The sequence below is a fragment of the Paraferrimonas sp. SM1919 genome (genome assembly GCF_010993985.1).
Classification (GTDB): domain Bacteria; phylum Pseudomonadota; class Gammaproteobacteria; order Enterobacterales; family Shewanellaceae; genus SM1919.
Map to the genome: position 1 here is coordinate 178,147 of NZ_WINH01000004.1, position 20,972 is coordinate 199,118.

Consider the following 20,972-nt stretch of genomic DNA (forward strand, 5'->3'; position numbering starts at 1 on the left):
GAAATAAAGCCAATGAAGTATTTCTCTAATTTAATTCATCAAAGTATTAACCGTACCACGGAGTCTACCTTAAGTGTGTTGGGGGTGAATAACCCTCATCTACGTGCACACCTAAACCAAGTAATGCGAAAAGAAGCGGGGGAAACTGGTAGTTTTTTAGCAGATCCGCTGTTTGAGCATACCTTTGGTTGGCAACAAGCAGAGCCAACTATGGCTGAGCTTACGCGTTCACAAGGGCAAGGGCTATTATCAGAAGCAGTCTTAGATACACTAGATAAGCCACACCTACAGCGTACTGAAAATAATAAAGCAGTGCCCCATAGAAACCGCTTTGGTCGTGAGTTCAAGCCCTATACTCACCAGCTAAAAAGCTGGCAGACGGTACTTAGCGAAGATGACCCTAAATCTATTGTTGTGACTTCAGGTACAGGTTCAGGTAAAACGGAATGCTTTATGGTGCCGATCCTTGAAGATCTGTACCGAGAATATCAGCAATCTGGGCAGCGGTTAGAAGGGGTGCGTGCGTTATTTTTATACCCACTAAACGCTTTAATTAATTCACAGCGAGAACGTTTAGGTGCTTGGACTGAAGACTTTAACGATAAGGTACGCTTTTGTCTGTATAAAAGTGACCTCGCTCAGAGAAAGAGTCAGGTGCGTCCAAGGCAGGCGATCAACCAAAATGAAATATTATCGCGTGAGTTAATGCGTGAACAGCCTGCACCTTTGTTAATAACCAACGGCAGTATGCTAGAGCATATATTAATTCGTAATATTGATGCGCCTATTTTAGAAAAGTCACAGGGTAAACTGCGTTGGATTGTACTTGATGAAGCGCATACTTATGTTGGTTCACAGGCCGCAGAGCTTTCTATGCAGTTAAGGCGTGTAATGCAAGCCTTTGGTGTAGAGGCAAAAGATGTTCGTTTTGTTGCGACATCGGCAACCATTGGTAGTGGTGATGCCAAGCAGGCAAAAAGGCAGCTGGCTGAATATTTAGCAAGCTTAGCTGGTGTTAGCACGGACCAAATTTTAGTGATTGATGGTCACCGCTCTGTCCCCCAATTGCCTAAAACTGTGCCGAATAAACTGAAGTTAAACGAATTAATGGCGATTGAACCAGAGTTTGAGGTTTCTGCTGCGCGTTATGAGGCCCTATGTGGTAATGAGGTTGCAAACTATATACGTCAAACCTTTATCACTGCAGGTAAGGCAATTAAGTTAAGCAAACTAGATAGCAGCATAGAAAGCCGGTTTAAGCATAAATTTACCCAGCAACAATTATTAAAATGGATTGATTTACTAACGGGGACAAAACCTACAAAAAAAGCTGAAGCTTTTTTAAAGGTGAGATCTCATATTTTTCAGCGCATGCAGCACGGTTTATGGAGTTGTATTGACCCTAAGTGCTCAGCTAAAGAACAAACCCCTTTAAAAAATGGTTGGCGCTATGGCTATGTATATCCAGAGCAAGTATCTAGTTGTAGCTGTGGTGCACCAGTGGTTGAGCTGACTTTCTGTAATGATTGTAATGAGCCCCACTTAATCGCTCAAGATAAGAATGGTGTAATAACCCAGCCCAATAATGATATTGATGAGTTTGAATCTCTTGCAGCCCTCAATGGTCGTGATACTTCTGATGATGAGGGTGAAGTTATTGTGCCTGAGGAGGAGGGAGGTGCTTTAGGTGCTGCTGCAGTAGTGCTCTGCACAGCCCCGAAAGAGTTGGATGGAAGCTACTCTTGGACAAGCATTAACAAGGAAACAAGAATGCTTGATGCCGGTGATTCTGAAGATGCCATTAATCTTTATATTCATAACGGTGCAGAAAATCTTTGTGGCTATTGCGGTTTTACAGGGCAAGGTCGAGGTAAAGCCTTAAGGGGTGCCTACATGGGTGCACCATATTATGTTACGCAGGTTTTACCTACAGTACTGGAGTATTGCCCTGATCATGTTGGTGATGCAGCGAAAGGTCCGGAAGATTTACCAGGTCGTGGTCGCAAGTTAATTACTTTTACTGATAGTAGGCAGGGAACAGCAAAGTTATCCTTAAAAATGCAACAGGAAGCTGAACGCTCGAGATTACGTGGACTTGTACACAAAATACTTGCTGAAGTTCAATTGCAGCAAGAAGGTAATGATCAAATCAATCCAGATGCTGATCCAGAAGAGTTGCTAACAATTGCTAATCAGCTTGAGCAAGTTGGCCTTGCTGCACAAGCAAATCAAATGAGAGCACAGGCTGAAGAAATACTAAATGGTAATGTAGGGATTCAACTCGCCTCAGTAACATGGGATAAATTAGTTGAAGAACTTTCCAACTTACCTGATCTAAATAACATTATGATGACCGTTAATTATAGAGTGGCACCTAAAGTGTTTAATAGAGGTCAAGCGGGGGTTAAAGCATTATCAGAAATGCTACTTACTCGTGAATTCAACAATAGGCCTAAGTATCAGAACACATTAGAAACCCTAGGTTTGGTTAAAGTTGATTATCAGGGGCTGCCTGCACATATTGATGATAAAAAACTTCCTGAAAATTGGTTGGCCTACGGTTTAACTGCAACAGATTGGCGTGATTTTTTGAAAACCGCATTAGACATGCATGTGAGAAGTAATAATTTCATTGATCTTGGTTCGGACTGGCGTAAATGGCTAGGCACCTATGTGAATGATAAAAAATTAGGCGCCCCTTTATTACCTTCGCATCCTAACTATCAACGTTCAACTTATCAATTTGAACAGTGGCCATTGGCAACATCTAGGCCGCAGCATAGGCTCGTTAAATTACTCAAGTCTGCAGTTAATTTTAGCGGCAGCGATAATGATCAACTTGAGATTGTTGATGACTGGTTAAAAGCTGCTTGGAATGATCTTACAGTGGGTTATTCAATTCTTTCTTCCACTGGAAATAACTTTTATCTCAAGCGTAATAAGCTTACTTTTTCCTTAGTGGCTAATGCTTATGTTTGCCCGCTAACCAATAAACTTTTTGATACTTGTTTTGCTGGTTTAATTCCATACTTGCCACGCAATATCGATTCTATTGATAGTTATAAATGCACAAGAAAAGCAGAGTTACCTGAGCATTGGCAGTTCACAAAACAGAATCAAGCTTACGAAGAAAGACTATTAAATATTCGCCAGCAAGTACTTGCAGATGAGGCTGTCGCTACCCTGCGTGAAACTAACCTATGGAATAACCAGGGTGATCGTGTAGTAGAAGGCGGTTTTTACTACCGTAGTGCGGAGCATTCAGCCCAACAATCCCAAGCTATATTGCAAAAGTATGAGGAAGAATTTAAAGCCGGTAAAATTAATGTACTTAACTGTTCAACCACCATGGAAATGGGGGTTGATATTGGTGGTATCTCTGCGGTAGTAATGAATAATGTGCCGCCACACCCTGCCAATTATTTACAGCGTGCTGGCCGTGCCGGGCGTAGTAAAGAATCCCGTGCGATTACTTATACACTTTGTAAAAATAACCCTCATGATGCACAAGTATTTTATGAGCCATTATGGCCTTTTGATACTCAAATACCTGCACCACATATTTCTTTAAATTCTGAAATATTAGTGCAAAGGCATATTAACTCAGCAGCTTTAGCTTCATTTTTACACGATGTTGTTGGACCGCAAGCTAACGAGAATACAACATTAAACCTGCAATGGTTTTATGAGCCTTTAGGCGAAGGAGTGGATGCTAAAAGTAAGGCGGAAAAGTTTAAAAATTTCCTATTAGAGCCAACTGATTCACTTATTAGAAAAGTTAGCAGTTTGGTAGCTAAAACGGCCTTATCAGATGTGCCTGTGGATCATATTTTAAGTGCTACGTACAAGAAATTATGTGAGCTTGAAAAACGTTGGTTGTATCAATTAAACGAGCTTCAGGCAAACCTTGCACAGGCTGAAGAAGGAAGTGCACATAAATTTAGACTTAATATTGATTTAACTCGATTACGTCAGCAGCATTTAATTAAAGAGCTTGCCGGTAAAGCATTTATACCTGGTTATGGTTTCCCAACCGATGTGGTTTCTTTTAATCATAATAACATTGCTGATTTCCATGAGAATGATCAGACTTATTACGCGCAACAGGATTTACCGTCAAGAAACTTAGGGATGGCTATTCGCGAGTATGCACCAGGCACAGAGCTAGTGCTTGATGGCAAAGTGTATCGAAGCGCTGGTGTATCCTTAAATTGGCAACAGTTCCACCTAGAAAATGGACGAGAAGCACAAAAATTCGATCGTTCTTGGCACTGCAAGCATTGTGGTCAAACAGGGTTGGAGGAACTTACTGTTGAAAATATTGAGTGTAATAACTGTGGTCGACCAGTATTAGATACATCGATTAAAAAAGTGCTGACTCCGACAGGGTTTGTCACCAATTTTTATGATGAACCTGATAATAATATTAGTAACCAGCATTACGTACCTATTCAACCAGCCCGTTTGAATATTGAAGGTGATAAGCATGCACTACCAAATAGTTCATTGGGATATATGCGCTATTCTGCTAACGCTGAATACTTTCAACATTCTTCAGGCGAACATGGGCATGGTTATGCGGTGTGCTTAAAATGTGGTAAAGCTGAGTCAATGCTTGATGATGATACATTCCCATCAGCATTGAAACCCGATGAACCTCATACGCCTATTATCACAACCCCGAATGACAGGGATGAAAACAAGAGATTGCTACCGTGTGCTGGTCAGAACACGGTACAGCCGAATATCCATTTTGGTTGCAACACGGTCACGGATGCCTTTGAGCTTGTTCTGATTCACCCAATCACTAATGAGTATATTGAAAATACAACCGATGGTAAAAAGATAGCGCATACCTTGGCTGTAGGGTTTAGAAACGCCCTAACTGAAAAATTGGGTATTAATAAAGATGAAGTGGCTTGTGCAACTAAAGAAAAACGTGATGAGCAAAATAGAGCATATATGGCTATTCAGTTGTATGACGTTGTTTCTGGCGGTGCTGGATTTGCTTCAAGTGCAGCCTTTGAAATTGAATCTTTATTGGTAGATATGGTGGCTAAGCTAAAATGTGAAGCGAAATGTGAAGAGTCTTGCCCTAAGTGTATTCTCGATTCTACGACTAAACATAGTGCTTCATTGTTAGACAGAACTTTAGCATTGAACTGGTTGGGTGTTGATTTTAAAAACCATGTCAATCTTAGTGATGACCGCATTAAGCTAGCGAACGCTAAGTACTTCCATGGGACGTTGAAAGAAGCCATAGCCCAACAAATTAACCATGGTGTTAATAAGGTGCGTTTTTATGCTCATGGTTCTCTTTCTGAATGGGATTTAGCGGCGCGTGAAGTACACCAATACCTATATAAACTGGGTGACCTTCATAATTTAGAGCTTGAATTGGTTATACCAGATGCTGATTATGACTCAGTGACTTTAAGTTTATTGTACTCTATCGAGCATAGGGGAATTAGACTGCTTAAAGCCGGTGATTCAGTTAATAATGATGTTTTAGTGCAGTGTGTTGCTGGTGGCAAAGTGACTTCTTATACCTGTACTAATGAAAGTGCTGGCGCGCTGAGTTCAACTTGGTTACACAAAGAGCAGCAAGATATTGTTGCTAGCACCCAAGATGTTGCTTTAGTAGAATTATCAAACTATCAGTTACCTGCTTTATCTTCTGAAGAGTATTCATCTAAAATTGAGTTCCAATCTGAGGCCAACGGTTCTATTGTCAATTTTGGTAAAAAGTTTTGGGCAGAACTGCTTCAGCATAAAGGCTTGGCAGCAGATTTTGAAAGCTCTGAAGTTGTTGCGGTTAATTATTCCGATCGTTACTTACAATCACCATGGAATATTATGCTGTTAGGTGAGGTTTTAAAGGCTGTACCTAAAACAGACAATACGCCTTTCAAGCTAACAAGTTTGTTTACTGAAGGAAAAAGCACAGGCAAGTGTATTTTCCATGATTGGGATCAATTTGACGAGATGGAGCAGGTGACTAAGTTTTGGTTTGAACAAGGCATCGACTTAAATTGCGATTTACATCTTTTAACTGATAAGGCTGCTGTACCACACAGGCGCGAGCTCTGTTTAGAGTTTGCAAATGGCAACCATTATAGTATTGGGCTAGATCAAGGTATGGGCTACTGGGGGATGGATGCCCCAAGGCATTCACAGCGTATTTTTGATTTCCTTGATAGGGATACTCAACTAAAACGAATGATAGAGGTGAGAAGTCAGAGTGGTGTTAAAAATCAGTTTGAATGGAAAACCATTATCTATGTAATCAAGACAGCCACTTAAACAGAAAAAGCTCCTTCGGGAGCTTTTTTGTTGGTATTAAAGAAAGTCGGCTAATGTAAATGATTTTTTGTGCCCTAGATTTAACTTGATTTCAAATCCCACGATATTGCCAAATGGAGTGTTAATTTTATTTGGATTGTTAGCGATAAACTGCGCAATGGCTAACTTAGCAAGCGCTAGCTGTTGGGCTTTATCTGCAAAGTATATTTCATCAGGTAATGCTACTTTGGCCCCTAGCACAGCACCGCGCCCTATTGAATCCATATACCCTTTAGCTTGGCGGCCTACTGTTCGGTTAATGGTTACCTTGGGAAACTCAGGTTTATGGTGCTTGAAATATTCTTTCTGGCTGGCCAACATTGCCTTATTAATTTGTTCTTGGCTTAGCCCTGTAGCCTCGACTATCAGATTGATGTGCCTGATTGGTAGATCTCCAGTTTCAAGGGCGTTCCTCATAATATGAAAGTCAACATGGCTTAGCTGCCCTAGCTTTGCTTTTATGTTAGCCACAGCTTCATAATCAGTCGTTTGTTTGGTTGCCTTGCGAATTAATGTATTTAGCATTTGTTTATCTCCCTTAATCTTTGTCGCTATATTTTCATATTTCGCGTTCAGCAGTGGTGTTTATAAGCTTACAAACTTAATTGCAGACCCCCTTTAGATTCAAAGTTGCTTAAACTTAGCAGTGCTTGCTAGGATGGTTTAACAGGCATATTGATTGACACAGGCAGGGAAGGCGATGGGAAGCAGTGATTATATTAAACGTTTAGGTGTGGTGTTACTAGGGTTAATAAGCTGTGCCTGTGTGCCCACCATATCAACCGTTTATCATACTCCACAGGTAAGTGGCGTGCTTATTGACGGGGCAAGCTTGCAGCCTGCTGCCGGTTACAATGTTTATTTTGAAAGCCACCCTGAGCATTTGGTTACCACAGGGGCTGATGGTGCTTTTAGTTTGCCAGCCTTACCTGAAACCATGCTGCATTTGCAGATGCCCGCCAGTGCCGTTAAAGACAATTATTTGGTTGTGGTTAAGCAGGCTAATCCTGCTTTTTTCACGCCCCTTAATTTTGCCAGGTTAAGCTATAACCTGCAGTCATCCCTTAAAATGACCAGTGTTGAAGTTAATAAGGTCGATTACTTATTTGTCTACACTCAAGAGGTGGATTACAGCATTAAGCCTGTTACAGCCAAAGGTGCCAACTTAAAAAACCTAAAGTTAATAGGTTACCCCCATGGGCCCTTTGGCCACTGTGAGTTAACAGAATTACCTGTGGTTGAGTCTATTCATTTATACCGTAAGCTGTGGCATAACTTTGGTGATAACCCCACAAGCCAGCAATCAACGCTGATTAATGCCGCTAAAAAGCAGGCTTTTAATATTTGGCAGGCCTTTTATTACAGCTGCAGCACCTATAAAACTTCTGCCTATTTTTCTGAAGTGTCTATGCAGGTGTTTGATGAGTTGTATACCCCTGAAGAAATACCTGATTTTTCTACTTTGCCTAACTAGGCATATCTTAAAAGTGTTCCTGAGTTTATAAGCTTATAAACTCAGTGGCATGCATTGTTAGTGGTTATTCTATAGCTGAATTGAGTTCGGTTAATAAGGAGTGACCTATGACAAAAACTGATATTGCAGCTTACACATGTATGTTTGCCAGCCTTGGTTTGTTTATTTTTGGTGGTTACAAATTAATTAGCTGGGCTTGGCAATATCCTGAAGGTAAGTGGTTATTAATGAAGGTTTTTATGTTAAGTTTATTGGTAAATGACGAAAACAAAGGAAAGTAAAATGTCGAATAATTTATTGTACGTAGTAGAGTGGACTTGTTGGGAAGACGGTGATTTTGGTTACCCTAAAAAAGATGGATTTTCGCTTCATACCTCTGAAGCCGTAAGGGATGCATTCGTAAAACAACGCTTGGAAATTCCAGGTACCAGTGCCAACAACATTAGCCCAATTAAAAATTCTGGCTTATACCATCAAGCAAAAAGTAATGGTGGTAATTTGCAAACCGAGCACAAGGTTTGGTAAGTCCTTTGTGGCAGTAATTTAAAGGAATAGTATGTCTAAAAATCGTTTTGTGGCCATTACTGGCTCTAACCCTCAGGTAGTTACCGAAAGTTTGTATGCCATGGTTCAAGAGGGCCGTGGCTACCCAGATGAAATTTATATTATTGCCACCCAGGCAAGCCAACAAAAAGCCATTGATGGCTTAATTAACCAAGGCCATTTACGTGCCCTTGAGCAAGATTTAGGGGTGCCTGCCGCTAAGTTTGATGAATCCCATATTCGAGTAGTGACCGATGAGCAGGGCAGGCCGTTAAAGCAAGGCAAAGACGCCGCCAGCCAACAAATATTGGCAGACTTTATTACCCGCGAAATTGGTTACCTAACCGCTGACAACAGCTTTGTGCTGCATGCCATGTTATCTGGCGGCCACAAAACCATGGCGTTCTATTTAGGCTATGCCATGAGTATGTTTGGCCGCCCAGACGATACTTTGAACCATGTATATGTGACTGAAAGCTTTGAAGGTTCTAATTTTTGGTATCCAACTCAAGCTAATCAAGCGTTAATTGGTAAAAACGGTGAAGCATTAATTGCTCAAGATGCTGTGGTTGAACTCGCACCTATTCCTTTTGTACGTATGGCAGGCAATGTAAATCCTAAGCTGCACCACACCATGAAGGGCATGCATTATTCCCAGGTGGTGGCCACCTTAAACCAAACTAAGCGCGGCAATGTAGAGGTGGTGGTGGATTTAAACACCTCTACCATTAAGGTGCTGGGGGTTGAACTTAAATACACCGCCAAAACCTTAGCGCTGTTTTTATGGTTTCATTACCGTAAGGGTCGGGTGGTTCATGCTGATCGCGATCTCGAACATAATAAAGAATACCCAATTGAATATATGCGCCAGTATTTGCGTATAAGCACTGACAGCCGTGTGTGTAATAGCTTTAACCTAGAGCCTGAAGATTTTACCTTTGAAACTGGCCCTATTGAAAAGGCTAAGCCGATGGATACCGCCTTTTTGCAAACGCAAATCTCTACCTTTAATAAACAAATAGAGGCCATGCTGCCGCACGATATGCAGCGTTACCTGTGCATATCAAACACCAACTTTAGCCGTAGTGGTGGCGCTAAGTACCAGTGTCGCAGCCATACCATGCGCCAGCCTATTAAAATTATTGAATCAAACCGACAAGGCTTGCTGGGTGCGCCAAGGGTGGAAGATGATGAAGTATAATTATCAACACGCTAAACAGCTTACCTTTATTGGCGATGTGCATGCCCGCATAGACAAACTAGAAGCACTGGTTACGCCAAAGAGTGATGAACACTTATATGTATTCATGGGGGATTTAATTGATAACAAGCCCGAACAAACCGCCTGTGATCACCTAGCTACTCTCAATAAAGTGAAGGCCATGGTGGATGCCGGTGAAGCAGTTTGTATTATGGCCAACCATGAGCTTAATGCCATTGGTTGGAGCCTACCAAAGGGCAATGGCGAGTACTGGCGCCCACGGGATAACCCAAGCAATAAAAAGCAGCACCAATTGTTTATACAGCAACTGGGGCAAGATTCTGCAGAGTATCAAAAGTACATTCAGTGGTTTAAAACCCTGCCGTTATTTATTGAGTTTGAGCATGCTAGGGCGATCCATGCCTGCTGGCATCAAGCGTCTATTAATAAGCTAAAGCCCTATTTAAACTCGGATAATTCATTGAAGAGTGAACATTGGCAGCATGCCTTTGATGATAACCACGAGCTTTATCACCTACTAGAAACCTTACTAAAAGGGCCTGAGCAAACTTTACCTAATGGTAAAACCTTTGAAGATAAAAACGGCACCCCACGCACCAATGTGCGTATTGCCTGGTGGAAGCCAGCTCAGCAAATCAATAATTTTTATGATTTATCGGCAGGGCCATTTCCGGTGGCTGAAAACTTAAAATCAGTCGCGGTAGAGGGCTATAACTTTGACTATAACGCTTTTGCTGACGCCATTGATAATAAGCTAACGGTAATTGGCCATTACACCCTGCAGCCTACTAATCAACCTGCCATGTTAAGCGATTATGTAGTATGTGTGGATTATAACGGCGCTAGGGATGATAACCCGCTAGTGGCGTTTGAAGTGGATATGCGTTCATCAGACAAGGGCATTCATACAAACTTTATTTCATCAACTATGGCAACCGTGTAAGGAGGCTTTATGGATTTAACAAAACTCACCACTGCCCAGCGTAATGCCTTGGCAGATAAACTAAACCAGCTATTGCATGATAATGATCCATTAGGCTTGATTTGGGGTGACGATCAGCAAGATGAGTACGCAGTGGTAGCAGAGGAAGTATTAACACAACATACACAGCTAACACCTCAAACTATTAATAAGGCCTTGCTCAGCTGTTTGGAGATATGCGTAGATGATGAAAAAATATTAGCTGAGATATGCAGCCATTTTTAAATGGCTAGCATATACAGAGGTTTAACTATTGGCCTGTGCGGCCAATAGTATTACTGCAATTAAGGTTTGCTTTGCTCTACTCATCGTTTTACCTTTATGTTAGTGGATTAGTGCAGTTGGTCATGTTCACCTAAATGATTTAATGCTTCTAATAAATCTGGGAAAAGTAACTGTATTACTTTGTTATATTCAATTTGTTGTTCTTCGGTCATGTGATCAGCTATCAACTTATTGGCTATTTCCATTCCCTGTTGTATCCCCGTTACTACAGAGAGCATCATCTGTTCGTTGTCATTAATGATCTCTTTGGCTAGCTCTTGGAGTTCTAACGCCCTCTGTTGCTCTGTTTTAGCTTTTTGTTTAGCCTGTTTTGCCTCAAGCAAGGCCTGGTTTAGCTCTTGCTTCAATTGCTTCAATTGCTTAATTTCTTTGTGGTCCATAATGCGATCCCTTGTGTTGTTCAGTTGCTATTACTTTATCTTGAATGTTTGCTGTTAATGTTTTCGTAAGCTTATGAAGTCGCGTTATGGCCAGTTGATAAAATTTGTATTATTTATTTGCTGCTCGTATATCTTTTCTTCCATATCTGGGTCTGACAGTAGGTAGGGCATGCCTTTCCAACTTCCGTCGTTAAGGTAATGCTGGTGGCTGTAGGCATTTAGCGCTTGAAACTGCTTATTGGAATAATCCCAGGCGGCAACAACTAACAGTGCCGTATCGTCAAAGTGATGTATTTTTGCTATTTTATGGTCGAAACAGTCTCCCCAATAGTGTGGACTACGGGCATTGAGCAGTCTTTTGATTTGCCACCACCATGGGCCGTAGTTTAAGTAACTATCGGCCCTTTTTTGCAGTAACGTTGTAATACCTTCAATATGGTTATGGATAAAGGTTTCTTTATCGCCATCAGCAGTTTTTAAGCCACGTGCCAACAAGGTTTGGTAGTGCGTGGCAGTGGGCGTCTTGATTTGTTGGTAATCCATCATAATTAAGCACACTCTTAAGTAATTGTTAGTAGCAGACTGATAGTGGAGCATGCATACATGATAAATGCGAAGGTCGCTACGTTATCGCCGTATTTTTCAAATTTACTCATTAACCAGTATGCGATTTCGAGCCAGGCCCAACCCACTATGGATACTAGAAACAAGATTAAAAAGATCCAAAAAAACATAAGCCCTCCTTATTAGGTTAGGGCTTATTGTGCACTAGTGATTATTCTGTCAGGACTTCATAAGCTTATGAAATTCGATTTACTAACTAAAAACTGCGGCGTTGCTGTGTAGCTTTAATCCTGTGTTTCAGTGCCATAATACGCGTTAATCTGAGTTAGATTTTGCTTTGTTAAGCCGTCGTTTGAAACTTTTATACGGGGCTTAAATGCTGATTTTCTAGCAAGGTTTAATATGTTTTTTGATTGCTCTTCAAACGCCTTCACTGCATTATAAGTATTATGATGCGGCTCACCTGTGATAGCAGAAAACACATCATGCAGTAGGTTTAGGTTCTGCGCTTCTAAGTATTGCTCTAGCCTGAGGTTTGGTTCTTCACTTAGTGCTTTTGTGTAAGCTAAGGTACTATGATGTGTTATATAAGCTTTAATAACATTTCTTTGTAGATTAACGTCATTTTGTCGGTAGGCAACGCTGTCAATAATGTACATCAGGCATACGTTATCACAGGCTGAAATATTATTTATTATGAGTTCACTGAAGTTTAGGTTTGGCAGCTTATCTTGGTTTAGGCAAATAAACTCTAATACAGCTAAAAGGTGCTTTTTAGCTGCAACCGACAGCAGATTCAGCGCCATTTTTCTGTCTTTCTTTACCGTGGTGCCATAAAAATAGTTAAAAGCAGAAATCAGGCTGTAATCGGTAGAGCTTTTGTCTTTTAAATTTTCTAATCTTACGAAACTAGGCCTTTGCAATACTTCATAATTTTCGGTTTGACCAAAGGTTATGGTGCATGCAAAGTTGTTATAGCTTTGTTCGGTTAATATAGAGTGATTTAGATATTTATCGGCAATGCTCAATGCTTTTTGAATATCACCTTTAAGCAGTATGCTTGTTAGGTGCTCATGTGTAAGAATGTCATATAGCATAGTTTCACTTTCCCACTCTTCATCATACAGTTTGTTTGATAATAAATTTACAATGATGAGTTTCGGGGTTCGATCCATGCGTACGGCTAGATGCAAGATTAAGTATTTTATATCATCTATGTTGATATTGATTTTCAAATATTTTTTTAAATTTATATGTCTATTATAAGTAAACACTATTCCGTGAAAGATGATAAATCCAGCTATATACAGCAAAGTAAAAAGACTTAAGTTTTCTGAGAAAATATCTATTGCGAGTGGCACTGTGGCATAAACCGCTATAATAGTAGTAATGGTAATGATAGGGTGCGGGTGTTTTGGGAAGTGCTTCAGTGTCGGGTGAGTAATAGGGTTTTTATATTTTTCCTGTATGCTAATCAAACCATAAATGCTACATGCTAATAGCGGAATATAGGTAAACCAATAGTCCTTATATGTGAAGATAATAATATCCGTGCCATCGGCTTCCGTAATAACGATATTGATAGAAAGGTATAAACTAATTGTCACCCCTATTAAAGTGAGAATTTGCATTATAAGGGTGGATTTATCGAGTTTTTTTATTGTGTATTCGTTCATGCTTTACCTAATAATTTTGCTTTAATTCAGCTTGCCTTCGCTACTTTCTAGATTAGCGCGATTGCTTTCGGGGTGATTTTTCATAAGCTTATGAAGTCTGCTGCCGTCACGTTTATTGGGTTAGTTGCTGTGATCGTTAGCGAGAGCTCGCTTACTAATTGGTAGCGGGTGTCATAATTTTCAGGGGTAGAGGCAATATGGAGCTGTTTGTATAGTGTTTTGTCGAACGTTTTGTTGAGTTTGGCATTTATGTTTGAGGCCAGTACTTGTATAAAGCTACGCTCCATCGGCTTTATTTGGCTGTAATCCCCTTCAAAAAAGTCTTCAGGCTCTAGGTTAAAACCATTAAACACCCTTACATCACTGGCAAGCTGGCTATAAATATGCAAAAAACTCACTGTAGGCTGGATGCTTTGTTCAAAACTGTTACCTACCAATAAACCCTGTTCAGTTGAGTTTAGCCAAAGTAAAAAGGCTAACTCTTTAGGAGTAAATTTTACCCTTTGGTTAGCCAGCTCTAATCGTTTTTTATCTAAGTTTAGTTCGGCAGGAATTTGCTGGTTATGGGCTTTGTTTATTACTTCTACGGTTTGCGAAAATGACGCGTCACGAATGCTGGTTAACAATTGTGGTGAAATAGAATCTGCCATTCGTACAAAGGGGATAAAGGCCAGGGTGACTTCAGCTTGGTTACAGTCAAGTTGGCCTTTACGGGGATCATTTATCACTTTTGAGTAAGGGGTTGGGTACCAGAAATCTTTTACAAATTCATGCTCATCGTTAATGTATACATGGCTTAGGCTATCTTGCTTTCTACCAAACAAAGACATGGCATAGCCAAGGTAAAAAGCCATGGTTTTACGGCCTCCGGCAATGGATGCGTGGATCACGTTGTCTGGGTGTGCAGTTAATTCAGCTAGGGTTTTCGTTATAAAATTTGCCATGTGCGTTTGGCACTGAATGGTTTTGGCATCATTTAACGGCTGATTGTTGTTATTAGTGATCAGCAGAATGTCTTGTTCACAAAATGGGATTGGTGCTAAGCCGTAATCACAACAAAACTGCTGTAGCTGCCCTTGATTAATTAGGCCATCTACTATGGCTTGCTTGCAGTTGCTGGTGGTAATGAGAACCAGTTTATCTGGCATAGGTAAATTTTGTTTATAAAGCCCATACAGGGTTTCGGTTACTACTTGCGGGCTAGCTCCAACCACACTGACTAATAGGTTCATTGATTACTCCTCTATTAGGGGATAGTTCGCTTCACCCCAAATGGTATTTGGGTTATTTAGCATGGTGCTAATAATGAGCGGCACGAATTGTGATAATACTTTTAACCCCAACTGAAGCTGTTTTCTGTTCACGTTAGAATTAAAGGTGGCGCCCCCATGCATGATTTGGTTTCTGAGGGTATAAAGCCTTAATAACACTAAGGTGAGTAGTTTTGGGGTATCTTGTGTGGCTAGCGCTTGTAGGGCTTGTTGTTTGTCTTCTCGGAAAAGCTCTTGCCACTTTTGCTGCTCGATACTGCCATTATGGTAAAGCCAAAATGGTTGGAATATGTATTTGTTATCTAGAAGGGATTTAATATCGGTACTGTACTTATTCCATAGCAAATCGTATAGCAGGTTGTTTTTGTCTAATCCTACAATTTTTTGCATAAACAACTGAAAGGTTTTAGATTCTTTCATTTTTATGATGCTGAAGTCTTGTGCGTAGGCAGCATTAAAGGCAATCCAGTAATACATAAACTGGCTGTCCTCGTCAGTATTGGGTTGCTCCGCTCGCTCTAACCAGCTTAAGGCCCTGTGCAATCGTAAAGTAAGGTGATCAGGTATTGTGCCTCTAAGGGCATTATGCTGTTGAATTAGCTTATTATTATCCATACTTTCATCCAGTGGTACATCCTGTAACTTATTGATGATGTTGTATTTTTGAGCTATTTTCAACGGTTTGTGGGTGAATGGTGAACTGTTTGGTTGATATTTGAGCTGTGCTTGCATTCAACAACCTGCATGATAGGTGGATTAATTAGATCTACTATGGGGTTTATTCTACTGATCAGATTTAAATTACCTAACATTTTGCAAGCTTGTGAAGTGTGCGAATTACCGCATTAATGGGTAATTTATTTAAGTTGTTTACCATGAATAGTAGAGGGATTTATGTACATAAAATTAGCGCACAACCAGCCCCTAGAGCCCGGTAACCCTGAGTTATGGCCCCACGTTACTGAAAGCACAGTGCAAAACTATTTCCCTAAGTTTGATTTGCGCACAGCAGAAAGCTTTGAGGCAATTTTACAGTCGGTAATAGACTTAAGTGCTTATTACTTTCAGCTACCAGCCGATATAGTGAAGGCCGATACTAATTTTTTTGATTTAGAGCGCCATAGCTTTGCCTTGCTTGATGGCTGCAGTTTTGAAGATGTGAAGTACAACCGTATCGGCTGCAGCATTGATGAAAAGGGTAATGCCATAGGTGGCATAGAAGACCGAGGCTTAATGCTGTATGCCATGTTCAATTGTGATGCCGAAGAGCTGTACGGTATATCCCTAGTAACAACAAAGGCTGAAGCATCAGTTAGAGTGAAACGCGGTGTGTTGCCTAACTTTTCTGACTGCGATACCCCCTATGACTTAGCCAAGTTGTTTTTACGAATACAAACCCTGTACCAGCAACAGCTTACTGCTGCGTAATTTAAGGTGTATTGGGTTAGTAGGCTTTAAGGCAGTTTATATTTTTAGAGGGAACTATGTATTTACAGATCATGCCTAATCAGCCCTGTGAACCGGGCAGCCTGGCACTGTGGCCCCATGTAACCAAGGCCACAGTGCAACACTATTTCCCAAAGTTTGATTTGCGCACTGCCAAAAGCTTTGAGGTAATTTTACAGTCGGTCATTGATTTAAGTTGCTACTACTTTCAGCTGCCTTCTGAACGGGTTAAAGCCAATACCAAATTTAGCTATATGGAAGCCAGTTGTTATCGCTTAATTGAAAAAAGTGGATTTAATAACACTAAGTACAAAGGCCACTTTTTAGGTAAATACAAAGGTTTTGAACCTGTATGTGAACGCTATGACTCTGGCTTAATGATTGAGGCCATGTTTGCTGTACTGGCGCCTAAATTGATAGGTATTGCAATTGTAGATGAAGCGCAAGATGCTTCGGTGTTTGTTGAGTCAGCGATGTTGCCTAGCCCTCAGAATAGCGATACCCCGTATAAGCTGGCGATGAAGCTGTACCAGTTACAACAGCTTTATTTTAAGCAGCTTAAGGCTGTTGCTGGTTTGAATGGTGTGGGCAGTTTGAATGGGGTTTGTAAGCTTATAAAGTCAGCTTTTAGCAGTGGTATTGGTAAATTGCTTAGGTGTTTTCAATCATCTGCTAAGGGCAATGCTATGTATATTAAATTAGAACCAAACCAAGTGATGTACCCTGAAACCCTGTTTTTATGGGATCACGTTACTACTGATACTGTGGAAGACCATTACCCTGCGTTTGATTTACGCAAGGCTGAAAGCTTTGCAGAAGTGCAACAGTCGGTTATCAACCTAGTGGCCTATTACTTTCAGCTACCCCATAAGCTAGTGACTCTTGATGCCAATTTGGTGGATTTAGAGCGTCACTGCTTCGCCAAAGACTCCGGCTGCAGTTATGACGATGTTAGCTATGGCCGCATATTTTGCTCGGTTGATGCCGATGGAAACACCTCAGGCGGCATGAGCGACCAAGGTTTAATGGTTTATATGATGCTGGAATGGTGCCATCAAGAAATGTTTGGGGTATCGGTTACTAAAGATGCCAACGAAGCCTCACTGCAAATAGAAGAAGGCGAAGTCGGCTACTTTGTTGACTGCGAAACCCCTGGCCAAATTGCTGAACTGCTGTGGAAACTGAAGCAGGTTTATGTGAAACAGCAAACAAGTTAATTATTTAAGGAATAAGTTTTGTTTATTGACGTTTTGATTTATCTGACAGTGATCAGTTTGGTGCTGACAAAGTTGGCCGACTGTATCTCTACCCAATTAAAAATCAAAAGCATAGGCCATGAAACCAACCCTATTGCCAGAATACTAATGGCGCGTTTTGGCATTAAAGGGGCTATCTGGCTGGTTTTTGTGATCAGCCTGCTCATTATAGTGATTAGCGCCTATCTAGTCTTGGAAGCTGAATCCATGTTACTAAGCGCTGGTTATATTACAGTCGGCTTGTTTGTTTCTACTGTGCAAGCTGCTGTTGCCCACCAAAACTTTACCGGCAGCAATAACATGATAACTCGGCGTATTTTTTCTCTGCTTAGTTAGGCAGTTTTTGCAAAAATACCTCAAATAACGCTTTCACTTGGGCTAACGATGAGTTCAGCGAATGATCACCTTCAATGATGTGTAAAACTTGCGATGGTGGAGTGAGTTTGAGCCTTTGTGAGTGTTGAAAAGGGATAACCTCATCATTATTACCATGCACTATGGTTAGGTTGTTGTGTGGGTGATATTGCTGTTGTTTATACCCCGGCATAAAGAGTGCGGGTGCCATAAGAAACACGGCAACAGGGTTACACACTTCACTGGCCAGTTGGCTAACATAGCCCCCCATGCTTGAACCCACTAGCAAATAGGGTTGAGTTTCTTTTTGCAGTATATGAATTAACTTTTGAGCACGTTCATCTGGGGATTCAATGCCCCTGTAATCGATACTGTCTACCTGGTAGCCATAAGCTTTGGCCACTCCTGCTAGGGCGGTAATTTTGCTGCCCCAGGGGCCACTTTCTTTTCCGTGTGAAAAATAGATTTTCATAATATTCCTTTTGTTAAGTATTTTGATGATGGCTTGAAGCTGGCGTAGATTCAAGCCAAGTTAAGTGATTCTCGCTTTGTTTATTGTGGTTGGTGTATCGCCCAAGCCAATGGGTTTCTTTTCGAGTGAGCTGCTTTATCGCTACCCATGGTTTGTAAGCTTATAAACCCAGTTTGATGCCTATGCTTTGGTTACATTGTCATTGTCGAATGAAGGAGAAATGACATGACAAATAACAACAAAGACATTGTATTAATTGGCGATTCGATTTTTGATAACCAACCTTATGTGGGCGAGGGTGAATCTGTCATTAGCCAGCTTAAAGGGTTGTTAGCAGATAAAGCTGATGCACATTTACTGGCGCTAGACGGTGCCATTAATACTGATATTCCTGCGCAGCTAGAGGCGCTTAAACGCTTAGGTGCTGACAACAAAAAAGTGTTTATGAGCATCTCAGGTAATGACTTTTTACGTTATCGCATGGAATTAGAAACCGCTATCCGTACAGGTGTTCATCCGTTTGTAGCGTTAGATGAAATTAAGCAACGTTATCAGGCCACGTACGCCAAAACGTTAAAGCAAGTCATGGCTGTCTGTGATGACTTAACCGTATGCACTGTTTATAACCAAGTGCCAGGGCTTACGGTTGCAGAGCAAATCCCGCTTGGGGTGTTAAATGAAGTGCTATTGCAGCAAGCCATGGCCAATGACCTTCCTATTCTAGATTTACGAACCCTGTGTGATAGCAAGGCTGATTATGCTCCGGTATCACCTATCGAACCTTCAAAGTTTGGTGCCTATAAAATTGCTAAAGCCATTACCGCAATGGCTGGATACTAGGGGGAATAATATGAGTAAGTTATTTAATCAGGTCATGGTTGGGGTATTTGCAGTTTTGGCACTTGCTTGTTGGCTGGTGATTTACCACAGTTTGGTTGCTCGTGGGTACTGGCCGTTTGCCATTAATGCTTTGTTTGTTAAGCAGGCTATTTGGATTGTTGCCTTTATGGGGATTAGCCTAGCTGTAGTGCTCTTTAGTATGAATTACAAAAAATGGCAATGGTATAAAACCACGTTATTAGGCATGGTAGTAGGCTTTTGTTGTGTTGTTATTCCTATATTGGTAGAGCCTGAAATTAAACGATTTGCAGTGGATAATAGCGTGATACCTGCGTCTATGGCTTATCCAAAGTTAGCGTTAAGTGAATGCTCGCCTAATAGCGAGCAACAAAGCCGTTGCCAGTATAAACCCACTCAAGCGCTACCCAAGTATATTGGCTTTTGGGATACCAGCGACCCTAGAGCCAAATTAACTCTGATTAATGGGGTTAGCCACACAATGTTCCCACTGTTCCTACTTTTTGTGTTTGCGGCAGTGGTAGCGAAAAAACGCTCTCATAATGAAGAAACCCATGCTTAAGGGCTAATTTTACAGCCTTTTACTATGCTTGTTAGAGTGCAAGTTGTAGGAGGTTGTTATGCCTAAGCCACTACACTGAGTTTCTCCATAAGATACGCCTTTTTATAATATTACCTGCCGTTGTGTCAGACGTGCCTATTTGACTGGATATGTGTAGTGGTCAACTAAAACTGGCCAAATTAACCTTGCCACTACAGCCACTACAGCCACTACAGCCACTACAGCCACTACAGCCACTACAGCCACTACAAATCGTCTTTGATCAGTTTTGTAATACAAACTCTATTAAGCTTCAAAAGCCTTAAATTTTCTTCAAACTAGAAAAGTTTAATCAAATTAGCTATTGTTTAAAAATTAAACATTTAAGTGCTTGTAGGGAAATATATGAAAAAGAAAACTAATGGAATTTTATCAAGGTGGCTAACAAAAAGCGCATTAGTTGGATTAGGCATATTTTCAACTGCAGCTATCGCTGCTTGGGATGATCACTTTCAAGATAAAAGCTACAAGCAATATCTCCATGATGAATATATTGGCAAGCAATACGTTATAAAAAATAAAAGTAATGAATATGCCATTTGTGTCGTTGCCTTCAATGATGGAGATTCACCTTTAGTATTAATGTTGAAGTCAAAGGAGACGGCCGATTTAGATTATATGTTTCAAGATTATGAAAATAATGACAAATATTCGATGGGATTAGATATTAGTTGCACTCGCTATGGTCCAGATAGGATTTTTGATAAGACCGTTATTAGCAGCATAACTGAGGGCTTAACTGCTACTCGTAAAGAGCGTGGTTATTTTGGCTACTCTAGAACAGCAAAAGTTTGGGGAGATGAATGGTATGACAATTTATACGTCAAAGCTTATGAATCCCGCCAAAATGGCGAAAAAGTCGGTAAGGAAGTTTACATCAGTAATACATCCGATAAAGCAATGGCAGTATGTGAAGTTGAGTCAAAAAATTTTGACAATAATCCTACTCTATTATTTTTACCTACTAAGGTGCACCGTCTCTTTGCATTACCCACTACCGAAGGTCGTTTAAGCTTCTTGTTGAGTTGTCATAAAAAAACAATATCGTACGATTATTCAATGAGAGAAATTCGTGAAAATTAAAGCTTGGTGCTTGGTTGAACTTTGAATACTTCGGTGTCACGTTTATGCTGGCCATCATTGCGTGATATTCAGGGGGCGATAGTCAATGTATAGACCGGGGACATAGTAAACACTTTGTTCGGGGACATAGGTTACACCTTTAAATTTAGTTCCTTAATCAACT

Annotated in this window: 20 protein-coding genes; 13 read left to right on the forward strand and 7 right to left on the reverse strand. The window is 40.7% G+C overall.

Annotated elements, in window-relative coordinates; all coding sequences use genetic code 11:
- Positions 1-12 precede the first annotated feature (12 nt).
- On the forward strand, positions 13-6,303 hold the full coding sequence (locus GFB48_RS03925) for a DEAD/DEAH box helicase (protein WP_163931414.1): 6,291 nt from the start codon (positions 13-15) through the stop codon (positions 6,301-6,303).
- 36 nt (positions 6,304-6,339) lie between these two features.
- Here GFB48_RS03925 and GFB48_RS03930 read toward each other — a convergent pair whose 3' ends face one another.
- Complete coding sequence (locus GFB48_RS03930) at positions 6,340-6,867, reverse strand: hypothetical protein (protein WP_163931417.1); 528 nt, start codon at positions 6,865-6,867, stop codon at positions 6,340-6,342.
- A gap of 175 nt (positions 6,868-7,042) precedes the next feature.
- Here GFB48_RS03930 and GFB48_RS03935 point away from each other — a divergent pair, with 175 nt between their 5' ends.
- The 6 genes from GFB48_RS03935 (at position 7,043) to GFB48_RS03960 (ending at position 10,788) form a co-directional block, all read left to right on the forward strand.
- On the forward strand, positions 7,043-7,816 hold the full coding sequence (locus GFB48_RS03935) for a hypothetical protein (protein WP_163931420.1): 774 nt from the start codon (positions 7,043-7,045) through the stop codon (positions 7,814-7,816).
- 107 nt (positions 7,817-7,923) lie between these two features.
- Positions 7,924-8,097, forward strand: coding sequence for a hypothetical protein (locus GFB48_RS03940; protein ID WP_163931422.1), 174 nt, complete (start codon positions 7,924-7,926; stop codon positions 8,095-8,097).
- A gap of 1 nt (position 8,098) precedes the next feature.
- Complete coding sequence (locus GFB48_RS03945; protein ID WP_163931425.1) at positions 8,099-8,341, forward strand: hypothetical protein; 243 nt, start codon at positions 8,099-8,101, stop codon at positions 8,339-8,341.
- Between the two features lie 31 nt (positions 8,342-8,372).
- Positions 8,373-9,560 (forward strand): CRISPR-associated ring nuclease Csm6, encoded by a 1,188-nt coding sequence (csm6, locus tag GFB48_RS03950; RefSeq protein ID WP_163931429.1) that lies wholly within the window; start codon positions 8,373-8,375, stop codon positions 9,558-9,560.
- Positions 9,547-10,524 (forward strand): metallophosphoesterase, encoded by a 978-nt coding sequence (locus tag GFB48_RS03955; protein ID WP_163931432.1) that lies wholly within the window; start codon positions 9,547-9,549, stop codon positions 10,522-10,524. The genes csm6 (GFB48_RS03950) and GFB48_RS03955 overlap by 14 nt, the downstream gene beginning before the upstream one ends.
- Before the next feature lie 9 nt (positions 10,525-10,533).
- Positions 10,534-10,788: a hypothetical protein gene (locus GFB48_RS03960; RefSeq protein ID WP_163931435.1), complete on the forward strand. Its 255-nt coding sequence runs from the start codon at positions 10,534-10,536 to the stop codon at positions 10,786-10,788.
- A gap of 107 nt (positions 10,789-10,895) precedes the next feature.
- On the opposite strand, the gene GFB48_RS03965 is transcribed toward GFB48_RS03960, so the two are convergent.
- From GFB48_RS03965 to GFB48_RS03985, 5 genes are all read right to left on the reverse strand, one after another.
- Positions 10,896-11,228 carry a hypothetical protein gene (locus GFB48_RS03965; RefSeq protein WP_163931437.1) on the reverse strand — a complete coding sequence of 111 codons (333 nt, stop codon included), beginning with the start codon at positions 11,226-11,228 and terminating at the stop codon, positions 10,896-10,898.
- 84 nt (positions 11,229-11,312) lie between these two features.
- The gene (locus tag GFB48_RS03970; RefSeq protein WP_163931440.1) at positions 11,313-11,774 is read right to left on the reverse strand and encodes a hypothetical protein; all 462 of its coding nucleotides are present in this window, start codon (positions 11,772-11,774) and stop codon (positions 11,313-11,315) included.
- A 302-nt stretch (positions 11,775-12,076) separates the two neighbouring features.
- Positions 12,077-13,468, reverse strand: coding sequence for a hypothetical protein (locus GFB48_RS03975; protein ID WP_163931443.1), 1,392 nt, complete (start codon positions 13,466-13,468; stop codon positions 12,077-12,079).
- A gap of 80 nt (positions 13,469-13,548) precedes the next feature.
- Positions 13,549-14,700, reverse strand: a complete 1,152-nt coding sequence (gene csm6 / locus GFB48_RS03980) for a CRISPR-associated ring nuclease Csm6 (RefSeq protein WP_163931445.1) — start codon at positions 14,698-14,700, stop codon at positions 13,549-13,551.
- 3 nt (positions 14,701-14,703) lie between these two features.
- Positions 14,704-15,471: a HEPN domain-containing protein gene (locus tag GFB48_RS03985; protein ID WP_240464822.1), complete on the reverse strand. Its 768-nt coding sequence runs from the start codon at positions 15,469-15,471 to the stop codon at positions 14,704-14,706.
- 162 nt (positions 15,472-15,633) lie between these two features.
- Here GFB48_RS03985 and GFB48_RS03990 point away from each other — a divergent pair, with 162 nt between their 5' ends.
- The 3 genes from GFB48_RS03990 to GFB48_RS04000 are packed head-to-tail and all read left to right on the forward strand — an operon-like array spanning position 15,634 to position 17,777.
- A complete protein-coding gene (locus GFB48_RS03990) occupies positions 15,634-16,167 on the forward strand; it encodes a hypothetical protein (protein ID WP_163931448.1) in 534 nt (177 codons plus the stop codon).
- A gap of 56 nt (positions 16,168-16,223) precedes the next feature.
- Positions 16,224-17,402 carry a hypothetical protein gene (locus tag GFB48_RS03995; protein WP_163931450.1) on the forward strand — a complete coding sequence of 393 codons (1,179 nt, stop codon included), beginning with the start codon at positions 16,224-16,226 and terminating at the stop codon, positions 17,400-17,402.
- Positions 17,403-17,420: 18 nt separating this feature from the next.
- Positions 17,421-17,777 (forward strand): hypothetical protein, encoded by a 357-nt coding sequence (locus GFB48_RS04000; RefSeq protein ID WP_163931453.1) that lies wholly within the window; start codon positions 17,421-17,423, stop codon positions 17,775-17,777.
- On the opposite strand, the gene GFB48_RS04005 is transcribed toward GFB48_RS04000, so the two are convergent.
- On the reverse strand, positions 17,770-18,267 hold the full coding sequence (locus GFB48_RS04005) for an alpha/beta hydrolase (protein ID WP_163931455.1): 498 nt from the start codon (positions 18,265-18,267) through the stop codon (positions 17,770-17,772). The genes GFB48_RS04000 and GFB48_RS04005 overlap by 8 nt on opposite strands.
- A 225-nt stretch (positions 18,268-18,492) precedes the next feature.
- Here GFB48_RS04005 and GFB48_RS04010 point away from each other — a divergent pair, with 225 nt between their 5' ends.
- The 3 genes from GFB48_RS04010 to GFB48_RS04020 all read left to right on the forward strand — a co-directional run bounded on the left by GFB48_RS04010 (position 18,493) and on the right by GFB48_RS04020 (position 20,809).
- Entirely contained in the window at positions 18,493-19,107 is a 615-nt protein-coding gene (locus GFB48_RS04010; protein ID WP_163931458.1) for an SGNH/GDSL hydrolase family protein, read from the forward strand.
- A 10-nt stretch (positions 19,108-19,117) separates the two neighbouring features.
- Positions 19,118-19,687: a hypothetical protein gene (locus GFB48_RS04015; protein WP_163931460.1), complete on the forward strand. Its 570-nt coding sequence runs from the start codon at positions 19,118-19,120 to the stop codon at positions 19,685-19,687.
- A gap of 384 nt (positions 19,688-20,071) precedes the next feature.
- A complete protein-coding gene (locus tag GFB48_RS04020) occupies positions 20,072-20,809 on the forward strand; it encodes a hypothetical protein (protein WP_163931463.1) in 738 nt (245 codons plus the stop codon).
- Positions 20,810-20,972: the final 163 nt, after the last annotated feature.

Coding starts and splice junctions, on each gene's coding strand:
- GFB48_RS04010 (WP_163931458.1), top strand. CDS start 18,493: ATGACAAATAACAACAAAGACATTGTATTAATTGGCGATTCGATTTTT.
- GFB48_RS03990 (WP_163931448.1), top strand. CDS start 15,634: ATGTACATAAAATTAGCGCACAACCAGCCCCTAGAGCCCGGTAACCCT.
- csm6 (WP_163931429.1), top strand. CDS start 8,373: ATGTCTAAAAATCGTTTTGTGGCCATTACTGGCTCTAACCCTCAGGTA.
- GFB48_RS03930 (WP_163931417.1), bottom strand. CDS start 6,867: ATGCTAAATACATTAATTCGCAAGGCAACCAAACAAACGACTGATTAT.
- GFB48_RS03925 (WP_163931414.1), top strand. CDS start 13: ATGAAGTATTTCTCTAATTTAATTCATCAAAGTATTAACCGTACCACG.
- GFB48_RS03955 (WP_163931432.1), top strand. CDS start 9,547: ATGATGAAGTATAATTATCAACACGCTAAACAGCTTACCTTTATTGGC.
- GFB48_RS03965 (WP_163931437.1), bottom strand. CDS start 11,228: ATGGACCACAAAGAAATTAAGCAATTGAAGCAATTGAAGCAAGAGCTA.
- GFB48_RS03970 (WP_163931440.1), bottom strand. CDS start 11,774: ATGATGGATTACCAACAAATCAAGACGCCCACTGCCACGCACTACCAA.
- GFB48_RS03975 (WP_163931443.1), bottom strand. CDS start 13,468: ATGAACGAATACACAATAAAAAAACTCGATAAATCCACCCTTATAATG.
- GFB48_RS03940 (WP_163931422.1), top strand. CDS start 7,924: ATGACAAAAACTGATATTGCAGCTTACACATGTATGTTTGCCAGCCTT.
- GFB48_RS03985 (WP_240464822.1), bottom strand. CDS start 15,471: ATGCAAGCACAGCTCAAATATCAACCAAACAGTTCACCATTCACCCAC.
- GFB48_RS03935 (WP_163931420.1), top strand. CDS start 7,043: ATGGGAAGCAGTGATTATATTAAACGTTTAGGTGTGGTGTTACTAGGG.
- GFB48_RS03960 (WP_163931435.1), top strand. CDS start 10,534: ATGGATTTAACAAAACTCACCACTGCCCAGCGTAATGCCTTGGCAGAT.
- GFB48_RS04005 (WP_163931455.1), bottom strand. CDS start 18,267: ATGAAAATCTATTTTTCACACGGAAAAGAAAGTGGCCCCTGGGGCAGC.
- csm6 (WP_163931445.1), bottom strand. CDS start 14,700: ATGAACCTATTAGTCAGTGTGGTTGGAGCTAGCCCGCAAGTAGTAACC.
- GFB48_RS03995 (WP_163931450.1), top strand. CDS start 16,224: ATGTATTTACAGATCATGCCTAATCAGCCCTGTGAACCGGGCAGCCTG.
- GFB48_RS03945 (WP_163931425.1), top strand. CDS start 8,099: ATGTCGAATAATTTATTGTACGTAGTAGAGTGGACTTGTTGGGAAGAC.
- GFB48_RS04020 (WP_163931463.1), top strand. CDS start 20,072: ATGAAAAAGAAAACTAATGGAATTTTATCAAGGTGGCTAACAAAAAGC.
- GFB48_RS04015 (WP_163931460.1), top strand. CDS start 19,118: ATGAGTAAGTTATTTAATCAGGTCATGGTTGGGGTATTTGCAGTTTTG.